General features: G+C 69.2%; 9 protein-coding genes. 1 reads left to right on the top strand and 8 read right to left on the bottom strand.

What is annotated here, in order from left to right; all coding sequences use genetic code 11:
* Nucleotides 1–165 precede the first annotated feature (165 nt).
* Genes GY170_RS00150 through GY170_RS00125 form a run of 6 tightly spaced genes read right to left on the bottom strand, consistent with a single transcriptional unit; the run spans nt 166 to nt 6,976 of the window.
* Entirely contained in the window at nt 166–1,818 is a 1,653-nt protein-coding gene (locus GY170_RS00150) for a GMC oxidoreductase (protein WP_163888823.1), read from the bottom strand.
* A 27-nt stretch (nt 1,819–1,845) separates the two neighbouring features.
* Complete coding sequence (locus GY170_RS00145) at nt 1,846–2,619, bottom strand: sugar phosphate isomerase/epimerase family protein (protein WP_163888821.1); 774 nt, start codon at nt 2,617–2,619, stop codon at nt 1,846–1,848.
* A gap of 34 nt (nt 2,620–2,653) precedes the next feature.
* Nucleotides 2,654–3,715, bottom strand: a complete 1,062-nt coding sequence (locus GY170_RS00140; RefSeq protein ID WP_163888820.1) for an ABC transporter ATP-binding protein — start codon at nt 3,713–3,715, stop codon at nt 2,654–2,656.
* A gap of 40 nt (nt 3,716–3,755) precedes the next feature.
* The gene (locus GY170_RS00135; RefSeq protein ID WP_163888818.1) at nt 3,756–4,655 is read right to left on the bottom strand and encodes a carbohydrate ABC transporter permease; all 900 of its coding nucleotides are present in this window, start codon (nt 4,653–4,655) and stop codon (nt 3,756–3,758) included.
* Nucleotides 4,652–5,629, bottom strand: coding sequence for a carbohydrate ABC transporter permease (locus GY170_RS00130; protein ID WP_163888816.1), 978 nt, complete (start codon nt 5,627–5,629; stop codon nt 4,652–4,654). The genes GY170_RS00135 and GY170_RS00130 overlap by 4 nt, the downstream gene beginning before the upstream one ends.
* 33 nt (nt 5,630–5,662) lie before the next feature.
* Nucleotides 5,663–6,976: an ABC transporter substrate-binding protein gene (locus GY170_RS00125; RefSeq protein WP_163888814.1), complete on the bottom strand. Its 1,314-nt coding sequence runs from the start codon at nt 6,974–6,976 to the stop codon at nt 5,663–5,665.
* Nucleotides 6,977–7,099: 123 nt separating this feature from the next.
* Between GY170_RS00125 and GY170_RS00120 the strand changes: the two genes are divergently transcribed.
* Nucleotides 7,100–8,251, top strand: a complete 1,152-nt coding sequence (locus tag GY170_RS00120) for an ROK family transcriptional regulator (RefSeq protein WP_163888812.1) — start codon at nt 7,100–7,102, stop codon at nt 8,249–8,251.
* A 667-nt stretch (nt 8,252–8,918) separates the two neighbouring features.
* On the opposite strand, the gene GY170_RS00115 is transcribed toward GY170_RS00120, so the two are convergent.
* Nucleotides 8,919–11,570 carry a glycoside hydrolase family 38 N-terminal domain-containing protein gene (locus GY170_RS00115; RefSeq protein WP_163888810.1) on the bottom strand — a complete coding sequence of 884 codons (2,652 nt, stop codon included), beginning with the start codon at nt 11,568–11,570 and terminating at the stop codon, nt 8,919–8,921.
* 29 nt (nt 11,571–11,599) lie between these two features.
* Nucleotides 11,600–12,661 (bottom strand): lactonase family protein, encoded by a 1,062-nt coding sequence (locus GY170_RS00110; RefSeq protein ID WP_163888809.1) that lies wholly within the window; start codon nt 12,659–12,661, stop codon nt 11,600–11,602.
* Nucleotides 12,662–12,684: the final 23 nt, after the last annotated feature.

Raw genomic sequence — 12,684 nt, 5'->3', positions numbered from 1 at the left:
GCGAAACGTATCGCCTTCGGCCCGCGATGCTGCCGGCCTGAACGTCCATGTGCTGCCTAAGCTGCGGGAGCCGTCGGCAAAGAGGTGATGTCTCGGGTTGCCCCGATCAAGGCCTACCGACCTGCCGTCATGCCCCACAGGGCTCCCGATCAAGAATGCCCGGTGTCACCCCGCCGCTTGCCGCCGGTTGGTGGCCCGCGCGATGGCGCGGGCGGAGCGGACGGCCTGGGCCATGATGGTGAGGGTCGTGCCGGAGACGCCGCTGCCGGCGAAAGTGCTGGCATCGACGAGGGTCACGCCCTGCACATCCCACAGGCGGCCGTGATCATCCGTCACGCTAACGGCCGGGTCGTTGCCCATGCGGGCGCCGCCGCATTCGTGGATGCCGGCGCCCATGACCATGACGCGGTGGAAGAAGCGCTTGAAGAGGAAGCGCATCAGGCGGCTCTCGTCCGGATAGGCGCCCCGCCCCCATTCGCGGATGCCATGCGGCGAGCCGAGGAATTCCACCACGCCGCCGGCGCCGTTGATGGTGGAGAGGAAGGCCTCTTCCTGCTCCGCCAGCAGCGCGTGGTCCGCCCCGCGGATCTTGCAGATGATATGCGGCGCGGGCAGGCCCCAGCGATCCTTCTTGCGGGGGTCGAGCATCACCCGGTTGTCGGCATGGGGCTGCATCTGGCCGAAGCCGAAGAAGAGCAGCGCCGACGGGTCGCCCTCCGGCACCGGGCTGCGGCCGATGGCGCCCTGGAAGGAGAACTCGCCGCGGTCCGGCGAGGCCCGGTCGAAGCGGGGGATGAAGATGCCGCCCGAGGGGTCGTAGAACGGGTCTTCGGGAAAGCCCGCGACCTCGGCCCAGCCCGGCACCTCGGGAAAGGCGCCGAGGCCGAGCATGGGAAGCTGGTCCATGAAATAGCGCCCGAGCAGGCCGGCGGAATTGCCGAGGCCGTCCGGATGCGCCTCATCCGCCGAGTTGAAGAGCAGGCGGATCGTCTCGATCGGCGAGGCGGCGCAGAGGATCTGGTCCGCCCGCAATGTCTCGCGCGCCCGGCTCTCGCGGTCGATCACCTCGACGCCGGTGGCCCGGCCGCCCTCCGTCAGGATGCGGGCGGCGATGCTGTCGTAGCGGATGGTGAGGAGCCCCGTCTCCAGCGCGGCGCGCAGGGGCGGGAAGATACGGTCGGGCGTCGGCGCCACGGCCCGCCAGGCGACGGCGTGGCGGGCGGGGAAGCGGCGTTCGAGGTTGGCCTTGAACGCCTCCTCCGCCGGGGAGAGATGGGCGGGGTGCTTTGCCACCGGGTCCGGCAGCGATTCCACGCCATCGGCATTGCCGTAGAGGCCGAGGAAGCCTTCCACCTCGTCGTAATAGGGCGCGAGGTCGTCATAGCTGATCGGCCAGTCCACCCCATTGCCCGTCAGGCTGTGGGCGCGGAAATCGTCATCGCTCCAGCGCATGAGGACGCGCCCGAAAGTGTGAGAGCGCCCCCCGGCCTGTCGCCCGCGGATCCAGATGTAGGGCGCATCCTTCGGCGTGGTGTAGGGATGGTCGCGGTCGCTGACGTAGAACTGGCTGAACATGCCCCGGTAGAAGGGCGCGCGCGCCTGCGCCCCCTGCCCCTTCAGCGTCGCCATCGCCCGCTCGATCACGTTGATCGCGGCGGGTTTGGCGGGCTTGCGGGCCGGGTCGAACTGCTCGGGGCCGACCTTCGGGCCCGCCTCCAGCATCAGCACCGTCAGCCCCTGCTCCGTCAGCTCCTTCGCCGCGAAGGAGCCCGAGGGGCCGGAGCCGATGACGATGGCATCGTAGGCGGGGTCGCGCATGTCTGTGTCAGTCCGTCTGAAGGAAGATCAGGCCGTGCCGCCGATGCGGCGCAGGCTCTCGATGCTGCGGCGGGCGAAGCGGCGCCAGTCGCCCGGCATGTCATGCTCCACCACCATCAGCTCGGCGCCCGCCTCGACCGAGGCATCCCAGAGGGTCTGCCAGTCGAGCACGCCGTGGCCGAGATCGGCGAAGCCCATCTGGTCCTCGTTCTCGCCCTCTGCGGCCTTGTCCTTCACATGCACCGCGGGGATGCGGCCGGAGTACTTCTTCAGCCACACGAGCGGGTCGGCGCCGCCGACGACCATCCAGGCGAGGTCGGGCTCGAAGGGCACCGTCTCGCCGAGAAGGTGGTCGATCGGGTAGGAGCCATCCGCGAGGGGGACCATCTCGAACTCGTGGTTATGGTAGGCGAAGGTCAGGCCGCGGGCTTTCATCTCCTCGGTGAACCGGGCGAGCTTCGCGCCGATGGCCTTCCAGCCCTCGGCGTTGCTCGGGCGATCCTCGGGGTCGATATAGGGCAGCACCACCAGCCACATGCCGTAGGCCCTGGCGATCTCCGCCACCAGATCGGGCTGGGTCTCGAAGATGTCGAAGGTGAAATGCCCGCTCTTGGCTGTCAGCCCGTGGCGCTTCATCGCGGCGGCATCCTCGCGCACCGTGTCCATGCTCTCTGGCGGGCCGAAGAAGAAGGGCTGGATGTCGGTATAGCCCAGCTCGGCGAGGAGCGAGAGCTGCTCCTCCATCGTCTCCGCCTCGCGGGAGGAGAACATCTGGAACGACAGGTCGTTGTTCGGGATCATGGGGAAGGCCTTCCTGGGAAAGGGGCGGGCGGGCTCAGGCGAGCCGCTGGCCCGTCCGGGGATCGAAGAGATGGATGCGGGCGGCATCGGGGCGGATGCCGAGCGTGCTGCCCTCGGGCCCCGCGATGCGCTCGCGGAACACGCCGGCCACCGCCGCCTGCCCCATGCGCAGCGAGACCATCGTCTCCGAGCCGGTGGGCTCGATCAGCTCGATCTCGCAGGGGATGCCGCCCTCGGGCGCCAGCTCCATATGCTCGGGGCGGAAGCCGTAGGTGACTTGTCGGCCGGCAAGGGCGGCGCCGCTGCCGGCCGGCAGCGGCAGGCGGATGCCATCTTCGGTGACGACGGCATCGCCCTCCACCTTGCCCTCGACGAAGTTCATCGACGGCGAGCCGATGAAGGCGGCGACGAAGGTATTGGCCGGGTTGTCATAAAGCCCCAGCGGCGTGTCGCATTGCTCGACCCGGCCGGCGCGCATCACGACGATCTTGTCGGCCATCGTCATCGCCTCGACCTGGTCGTGGGTGACATAGATCGTCGTCGTCTTCAGCCGGTGTTGCAGCTGTTTGATCTCGCTGCGCATCTCGACCCGCAGCTTGGCATCGAGGTTCGACAGCGGCTCGTCGAAGAGAAACACCTGCGGGTCGCGCACGATGGCCCGCCCCATGGCGACGCGCTGGCGCTGCCCGCCGGAGAGCTGGCGGGGATAGCGGGTGAGCAGCGGCTCCAGCCCGAGGATGACGGCGGCGCGATTGATGCGCGTCTCGCGCTCAGCCCTGTCCATGCCCTTCAGCTTCAGCGAGAAGGCCATGTTGTCGCGCACCGTCATGTGCGGGTAGAGCGCGTAGCTCTGGAAGACCATGGCGATGTCGCGGTGCTTCGCCTCGACATCATTGACCACGCGCTCGCCGATGGCGATCTCGCCGCCGGTGATCTCCTCCAGCCCGGCGATCATGCGCAGCAGGGTCGACTTGCCGCAGCCCGAGGGACCGACGAGCACGACGAACTCGCCCTCCTCGATCTCCACCGAGACGCCATGGATCACGGCGACGTCGCCGTAGCTCTTCTCTGCCTTGCGGATGGACACGCCCGTCACGAGAGCTCTCCTTCGACTATTGTGGTCTGGCCCATTCCGCTCACCCCTTCACCGCGCCGCCGAGGATGCCGCGCACGAAGTAGCGCTGCAGCGAGACGATCAGCACCAGCGGCACGATCACCGACAGGAAGGTCGCAGCCATGAGCGGGCCCTGGCCTTGCGTCGTCTGCGCGACGAGGCCGGCGAGGTTGACGGTGATCGGCGGCGAGACGCCCGAGCCGCCGAGGAACAGCAGCGGAATGAGCAGGTCGTTCCACGACCAGAGGAACGCCATGATGCCGAGCGAGGCCATGATCGGGCGCGACAGCGGCAGCACGATCGACCAGAAGGTCCGCAGCTCGGAGGCGCCGTCGAGATTGGCGCTCTCGTAGAGATCCTTGGGGATCGAGGCGATGAAGCCCCGCAGCAGGAACACCCCGAAGGGCAGCGTGAAGCCGACCTGGTAGAGCCAGATGCCGGGGATGCTGCCCGACAGGCCCACCTGGTTGTACAGGCGAAGAAGCGGCACCAGCGTGATCTGCGGCGGCGTCACCAGAAGGGCGACGAGCAGCAGTGACAACGCCGTGCGCCCGGCAAACTGCATCCGCACCAGCGCGTAGGCGCCGATGACCGACAAAAGAACGGTCAGCACCGTGGTCGGGATGGCGATGGCCAGCGAGGTACCGAGACTGCCGGCTATGTTCATCTGGTCGAACGCGAGGGCGTAGTTCTGCAAGCTCAGGTCGGGGCGCACCAGCGCCATCCACCAGCCGGAGCTCGCCGTGTCGGCCTGCGTGCGGATAGAGGAGACGAACAGCGCCAGGATCGGCACGAACCATCCGACGATGAAGAGGATCACGACGACATGCACCAGCGCGCCGGGCAAGCGTATCCGGCGGCCCTTGCGGGCGCGGGGCGCGAGGGTCCGGGGGGTGATGGCGGGATCAGGTGCGCCGGTCACGAGCGGGCCTCCGAGCGGAACTGGAAGATGTTGATGAGCGCGACTGGCAGGGCCGTGAAGAGCAGGATCACCGCGATGGCACTGGCATGGCCGAGGTTGTTGACCGCGAAGAGCTCGTAATACAGCCGGTTGGCGATCACGTCGGTGCCGAAATTGCCGTTGGTCATCACGTAGACGATGTCGAACACCTTGAGCGCGGCGATGATCATCGTCGTCAGCACCACCAGCACCGAGGGCAGGATGTTGGGCAGGATCATCGAGCGGAAGATCCGCCACTCGCCGGCACCATCCAGCCGCGCCGCCTCGAGCATCTCGCTGCCGACGTTCTTGATGGCCGACGACAGGATCAGCGTTGCAATGCCGAGCTGCAGCCACACGGCCACGAAGATCAGCGCGAAATTGTTGACCACCGGCTGGATGAGCCAGGGCAGTGGATCGGCCCCGAAGAGCGCACGGATGGCGTTGAGCGTGCCGATCTGGGGGCTGCCGGAGGGCTGGAAGCTATACATCTGCGTCCAGATCACCGAGCCCGCGGTGAAGGAGATCGCCGTGGGCAGGATGACGATGGTCATCGCCAAGGGCTCGTAGCGCACCTTGTCGAAGAGCGTGGCGCTCGCAAGCGCCAGCACCAGCGTGATCAGCGGAAAGGCCACCAGCCACAGGAGGTTGTTGCCGACGATGTCGAGCATCTGGCCCGAGAAGGCCCAGGTGTAGTTCTGCCCGCCCACCCAAGTCTCGGCGCGCGCATCCTGAAACGAGGTGAAGATCGTCACGATCACCGGGTAGATCAGGATGAGGATCACCAGGATCAGCGGCAAAAAGAGCCAGACCCAGGGCCGGGCGCGCCGCCCTGCCCCCCCAGGGAAAAGGGACAGGGCGCGCTCGCCCGCGCCGAGGGCCGCAAACACGGCCGCAGGCAGCCCGATCGCGCCAAGCACGATCATCAGCGGAACGAAGGTCAGGGTATCGGTCACGGATGGCCCCCCGGGTCTGGCATGCGGACGGCCTTACTCGGCCGTCGTCGCCTCGATGGTCTGAAGAACCTGATCCAGGTTGTCCGGCGATTGCAGGACGCTCACGATGCCCTTGTAATAGGCGGCGCTCGTCTCGGCATCGGCCAGAAGGTTCGGACCCGCGGCGAAGTCGGTCGCGCCCTCGGCGAGGAACTGCTCGGCGATGCGCTGCAGAAGCTCGCTCGGGTAGGTGTCCGCCGGCACATTCTGGTTGGCCACCGGCCAGCGGTTCAGCGAGGCGAGATAGGTCTGCGCCGGAGTCGAGGCCATGTATTCGAGGAAGACCATCGTCTCGGGCCGGTCGTTGAAGGCCACCGCGAGCGCCGACTGGAAGAGCTCCGCGTCGTAGAAGGCCTCGTCGCTCGCCGGCACGCGGAAGAAGTCGATGTTCTCGCCGGGCACGGCGGCGTCGCCGAGCAGGCCGGGTGTCCACGCGCCCCACATCACCAGATCGCAGCCCGCGGGATCGGCCACGAGGCCGTTGTAACCGGTCGCGATGGAGGTGGAGAGCGCGCCGATCGGGCCGCCCTGCACATGGCCCTGCGCCGCGATGACGGTCAGGAATTCCTCGAAGGCCCAGCGGACCTCGTCGCTCGTCCAGGACAGCTCGCCATTGCCCCATTGCTGGTAGAGCTCGGGCCCCCACTTCTTGAGGAAGAGATTGTCGACCATCTGCGCCCCGGGAAAGCCGCTCGACGGCCCCGCGCCCTGCGCGGCGCACCAGGCGGTATTGCCCGCTTCGGCCTCGGCCATGGTGTAGTCGACGAGCGCCTGCCACTCGCTCGGCGCCTCGGGGCCCTCATAGGCCTGCGGGTTGTACCAGACCATGAAGGGGTTGAGCCCCTGGAAGACGCCCACGAGCGTGCCGTCGAAGGTCGCCGTGTCCAGCAGGGCCTGCCCGAAGTTGGCGGTCATCGTCTCACCGAAGGCGGCGCCGATGTCCTGCAGGGCGCCCTCGGCCGCGTAGTCGCGGGCGATGCCGAGCTGCATGTCGGCCACGTCCGGCGGGTTTCCGGCCTGCATGCGCGACTGGATGATGGCGGGCGAATCCGGCGTGCCGGTGTAGCGCACCTCGATGCCGGTGCCCTCGGTGAACGCCTCGTAGACCTGCTGCAGCGTCTCGCCCTCGGCGCCGCTGTTCTGGCCGATGAACTCGATATAGCCCGTCAGCTCCTGCCCTTCGGCGATGCGCTGCGCCTCGGCGACGGCGGCATCAAAGGCGGCGGTCTCGTCCTGCGCGAAAGCGGCGGAGCCGAGCGCGGCCAGCAGGATGCCGGCGGACAGAATACGGGTGGGGTGTTTCGTCATGGACATGCCTCCTCATCGTCCCGCCGAGTCCTCCACCCGGCGAGGATCAGCATAGCGGCGCTTGACACGGGTGCGTCAATCTTGAACTTGGTTATGTCATTTTTGACAAAAAGGGCGGTGGGCATGGCAGAGACTTCCGGTAGGCGCGTTCCCGCGCTCGCGGGGCGCGACGAGGCGGTGCTGGTGCAGGGCCTCCGCCACGGCCCGCGCAGCCGGGGTGAGCTGGCCGAGTTGACCGGCTGGTCGCGCAATACCGTCGCCGCCAAGCTCGCCCGGCTGATCGACGAGGGCTGGGTCCACGAGGCGCCCGAAGCACAGGGGGAGCGCGGCCGCCCCACGGCGGTCTACCGCGTCAATCCCAGGGCGGCGTTGGTGCTTGTCGCCCGCTTTGACGCCGACGGCATCGGCTGCGCGCTCTGCACGCTCGACGGCCGCATCGCCATCTCGGAGGAGCGGCGGATGCCGGGCGATCTCACCGCCGAGCAGACGGTGGCGGAGCTCGACGCCATGCTCGGCCGGATGACGGAAACCTCCGGCGTGCCCCGCGCGCTCGTCCGCACCATCGTGATTGCCGTGCCCGGCCCCGTCTCGGGCATGACGCGCACCGTGCCGTGGTCGCGCGTCGGCGTGCTGCCCGCCGATCTCGGCGCCCGCTTCGGCATGGACGTGGTGATCGAGAACGACGCCAACCTCATGGCCCTCGGCATGCGCAAGGAGTTCGACCCGGGCGACGCCCTGCTCTTCATCCTCGTGCAGACGGGGATCGGCGCCGGGCTGGCGCTGCCCGGCGGCTTGCACCGCGGCCTCGCGGGCTGGGCGGGAGAGATCGGCCATATCCCCGTCGCCGCCGCGGGCGAGACCCCCTGCATCTGCGGCAACCGCGGCTGCGTCGCCGGCATTGCGGCCAACCCCGCGCTCATGCGCCAGTTCGCCCGGCCCGAGCGCCCCGTCAGCAGCGTCGAGCAGATGGAGCGGCTCGTGCAGGAGGGCGACACGCAGGCCATCGTGGCTCTGCGCGAAGCGGGGCGGAACCTCGGCGAGGCGATGACCGGCGTCGTCACCGGCCTCGCGCCCGACGTCATCGCGGTCGGCGGCCGCATCGCCCGGCTGGGCGACCACGTGATCACCGGCATCCGCGAATCCCTCGCCCTGCGCATGCCCCCTGCCCTCTCCTCCCAGCTCCGCTTCGCAGCCTGCGACGATCACTACATCCGCCTCACCCGCGGCGCGGCGGACCTGGCGCTGGACGTGATGGTCGGCGGGCGGGCGAAGTGAGGGGAGGTTCGGACAGAGCCGAACGGCAGACCTTTCGATACCAAATTCGCTCTTGTGGCTGTCCCGTGTTCCGCAGGCAGAATACTCCGAGCAGTCAGTGAAAGCGTCTGGCAAGCTAACCTCCCGGACCCCCACGGTGGCCCTTTTCCCGTCGGCGGGGCGGGATAGCCTCGGCCGTCGCGCTGTGACCGCCTTGAAGGAGCTCCGGTGATCATACCCGACACGGGCCGCCGGTCCGACCTCATCGGCGCGCTCTGGATGGTGCTCGCCGCCGCGCCGCGCCGCGCTCCCTTGGCGTGACAGTGCTGGGCTTCTGAGGCTTCGTCGGCGCGATTATCGCGGGCGGGCATACCTGGGCCTGGGAGGGCGCGCCGCCTGTCATGCCTGGCCCTGTCGCGACCACCTGCCTGGTGGCCGCGATGCTTATCGGCCCCTTCGCCTATGGCGCCCTGATGCGCGCGATGCGCACCGGTGCCGTCTCCGCCGTCACGCCGTTCCGCTACCTGCGCCTGCCCTTCGGCGCGGGCCTCGGCATCGCGCTTTTCGGCGAGAGCCCGGGCTGGCCGATGCTGATCGGCTCGGCGCTGATCGTGCTGTCGGGGCTGGTCATCATCCGACGGGGGGAGGCAGGCCGCGGGGGCGTGACGCGGCCTGCCTCCGGGCGGCGTCACTCCAGCAGCAAATGGATCGCCCCGCGCGGCGGAACCTCGACGGAAAGGACAGGCCCGCCCAGGCTGTCGCCCGGCAGCGCCGTGCCATCGGGCGCCACGCGCTTCGCCGAGGCGATCTCGCGGCCGGGGGTGGAGAGGCGCACCTCCGCCGCGGCGCCGGCATTGACCAGCGTCACCAGAAGGCCCGCCCCGCCCGGCGCCGGCCTGACCCGCGCGGTCACGCTCTCCGGCCCATCCAACTGAAGGAGCTGATGGGGGGCCTGTTCGGCGCTGTCATAGGCGCGCACGATGAGGGGGGGCGTCGTCTCCAGCTCGGCGAAGCGCGCGGATTCGGCAAGGTCGAGCGCGGCCCGGGGCAGCAAGCGGAAGCGGAAGGGGATGCCGCCGCTCTGCACGATGGGGAAGTTCGTGTCCCAATGGTTGTTCGTCAGCCAGAAGGCCACGACCGGATCCTCCCCCTGCCGGCCGCTGCCGACATTGCCGGTCTGGATGCCGAAGGGCTGGGCCAGCGGTGCGTCGGGCGAGGCAATCGTCAGCGCGGCGCTATCGGTGCCGATCGCCGCGAAGCGCTGGATGCCGAGCCAGGCCTCGCAGGAGAAGGGGATCTGCTCGCGCGCCACGTCGATCACCGCGTCGCCCACATCGAGATGGATCGAGGGGCTGGCGCCGGGCGCGCCGAACAGCATGTAGACGGATTCGGGCGCGGTCACGGGCGTCTTGAAGAGCATGGCATCGACTTCGATGCCCTCCCCCTGGACCGGGAGCCGATAGGTGATCCGCGCGCTGTCGCCATGGGGCCAGGCGAGGTGGACGGTCAGCGAGATGCCCATCGGCGTGACGTCCGGCGACTCGACCGTCACCTCAGCCGCGGTCCACCGGTCGAAATCTGTGCCCTCGGGCCAGCGGATCGTCTCCATCCGGCTCCAGTCGTAATCGCCGCCGAAGGTGGCGAAGCGATCCTTCGACGGGTCGGGCAGCGCCTCGTAGACCATCCGGCCAAGCGGCGCGTCCGGCGCCACGCAGTCACGGCCCGTCTCCTTGTCCACGAGCGAGCGGAGCGCGCCGTCGGCGGAGTCGACCTCCAGTCGCCAGCGCGGGTTCTCGATCCAGCCGTCGCCGGACGCGAAGCCGCGCGTCTGGGGCGCGGTGACGGGGCGGATGACCGCTTCTGAGAAGGGCGGCAGATCCGCCGTCAGCACATGGGTGGCGCTCGGGCGCTGCTCCGCCCTTGTCTGCATGCCTGTCATGAAGCGCTCGGTGGAATGCGCATCGAGGATCGTCTGCGGGGCGGAGCCGGCATGATCCGCCGGGACCGGCCAATACAGGTGGCGGGGGTAGGCCGAGGGGTTGGCGACGTAATAGGCGTGCTCTTCCACCGGGCCAGGATCGAAGGCATTGCCGCCGTGCCGCTCGCCCTTGCTGGTGACGCGGCGCAGGATGTGGTCGCCCTCGACCGCTCCGTCCGCCACCTCATGCGCGCGCCGGCGCCCCTCTGTCGAGGCGGCCTCGAGCGCGAGGGCGAAGCCGTGATGGGCCCGATGGGTCTTCCAGCTCAGCTGCATCCGCGCGAAGGGGGAATCGGGGTCCGCATGGGTGTTGTAGGCGCCCCAGGTGTGCTCGTCATACCATTGCAGCTCGTCCGCCGCCCGGTCGAGGAGGCTGTCGTCGCCGCCCTTCGTGAACGCGGTCAGGAAGTCGATGGTCGGCAGCAGCCGCTCCGCCTGGCGAGCGACGACCGTCTCGTAGGCGGTGGAGCCGACGCCATCGACCCAGTAGTCCGACCAGTCGCCGGCATGGACAGGCAGGGGGCTGCCCTCCTCCGCCACCGATTGCCGCATGGTGCGCATCGCTTCCGTCACCGTGCAGATCCGCATGGCCGGGCTGCGGCCCTCGCCGTTCCAGCGCTCGACGAACTCCGAGAGGCCGCGCGTGGCGAAGCCGTTGTCGGGCGCCGCCTTGTTGGTGACCGGCATGATGACCTTGTCGTAGGGATAGCCGCCCCGCTCCTCCAGCCGGGCGAGCACGCGGTCGATATTGGCCTGCGTGTCCTCGGGGTCGTCATTGCCGAGGAAGAAGGTGTTCGTGCCGGTGGAATAGTGCCAGCCGTGGTAGGTGAAGAGATCGCGCCCGCTTGGGCTGCGCCAGTCGAAGAGGCGCTGCATACTGTCGAAATGCGTGCCGCGGTGCGGGTTCGATTCCAGCAGGAAGCCCTCGATGCCGAGGTCGATGAGGAGGTCGGTCCAGAACCAGCCGAGCCCGTTGACGTCGCATTGCATCGCGACCTTCGGGTCCAGCCCCTCGTCCTTCAGGAGCCGCAGGTGCTTGAGCGAGCGCAGCGCATTCGCCGGGCTGATGAGCGGCGTCCAGTGGACGGGCATCGCGGCGGCATCGACCAGTCCGTCGGCGTAGAGGCCGCGGAACCTGTCCTTCTGGCCCTCGCTCGCATGGCGGAACCAGTCTGCGGTGATGGCGCTCACCTCGCAGGTCCAGCGGAAGCGCGCCTCGTCGGGGCGATCCCGCTCCGCCTCCACCAGATCGAGCGCATCGTCGATGATCCGGCGCTGATGGCGGAAGAGCGTGTCGGCATAGTCGGTGTAGCCGATATCGGTGTGGGTGTGGTTGATCAGCAGGATGTCGCGGATGGCCATGGAAAACCTCGGGATCTTTCGGGGGTTGGTCAGACGAAGGCGAGCGTCAGCGGTGAGCCGACAGGCAGCCTGAAGGACGGGGTGGGGTCGGGCAGGCCCTCGGAAAGGGGCCAGACGGTGACCTCGTCCGCCTCCTGGTTGGCGACAAGGAGGTGCCGGCCGGAGGGGGAGAGGGTGAGATCGCGCGGTGTCGCCCCGCCGGACGGGGCGCGATGGAGGGTGGGGGCGGTGCCGTCCGGGCCATCGGCCGCGAGCACGACGATCTCGTCTGTCAGACGGTTGGTGGCATAAAGATGCCGCCCGCCGGGATGGGCGACGAGCCCCGCCGGCTGGACAGCGGCGCCGCCCGGAGCGGCCAGGCTTTCAGCATGTAGGAGCGAGAGGCGCCCGGTGCCGGTGTCGAAGCCCAGCGAGGTGACGCCGCCGATCAGCTCGGCGATCAGCCAGGCGCGATCGGGCGCCGGCCCGAAGACGAGATGCCGGGGGCCGGTTCCGGGCGGCAGGGCGGTGTCGAGCTCCGGGCTGCGGCGAACGCCTGCACCCGACCGTTCGTAGGCAACGATCAGGTCGATGCCGAGATCGCAGATGAAGAGGAAGCGCCCGTCCGGTGACCATGTCGCGCAATGGGCATGAGGGGCCTCCTGCCGGTCGGCGTTCGGGCCCGAGCCCTCGTGGCGAAAGGTCTGCCGCTCCCCGGTGGCGCCGTCGAACAAAGCAAGCCCGGCATCCGGCCCATCGTCCCGCGGGCCGCCATAGCTCGTCATCGCGACCAGCCGGCCGTCGGGCGAGGGGGCGGCGTGGCATCCCTCCCAGCCGCCGGCGGGCCAGATCGGGCCGATCTCGGGGGTGCCATCCGCGCCAAAGCCGATGCGGGTGAGGGCGCTTTCCGCGCCCCCGTCGTGATCGGTGACGACCCAGGCGCTGCCGCCCCCCGGCGCGATCCAGGAGGCGTCCTGCAGGGGCAACGGAGCCCCCTCGCGCTGCAGGGTGCCGGCCCTCTCGTCAAAGGTGCAGACCACCACGCCCTCGCCATTCGCCGGCCCGATATGGGGGGCGGGGCGCGTGAGGCTTCCGATCAGCAGGCGGGGCATCATCCCTCCAAAATTGGCTGTTG

The organism is Pseudoroseicyclus tamaricis (genome assembly GCF_012070395.1).
GTDB lineage: Bacteria > Pseudomonadota > Alphaproteobacteria > Rhodobacterales > Rhodobacteraceae > Pseudoroseicyclus_A > Pseudoroseicyclus_A tamaricis.
Note: the sequence above shows the minus strand (reverse complement) of the source record. Positions and strands in the feature narration are given on the sequence as shown.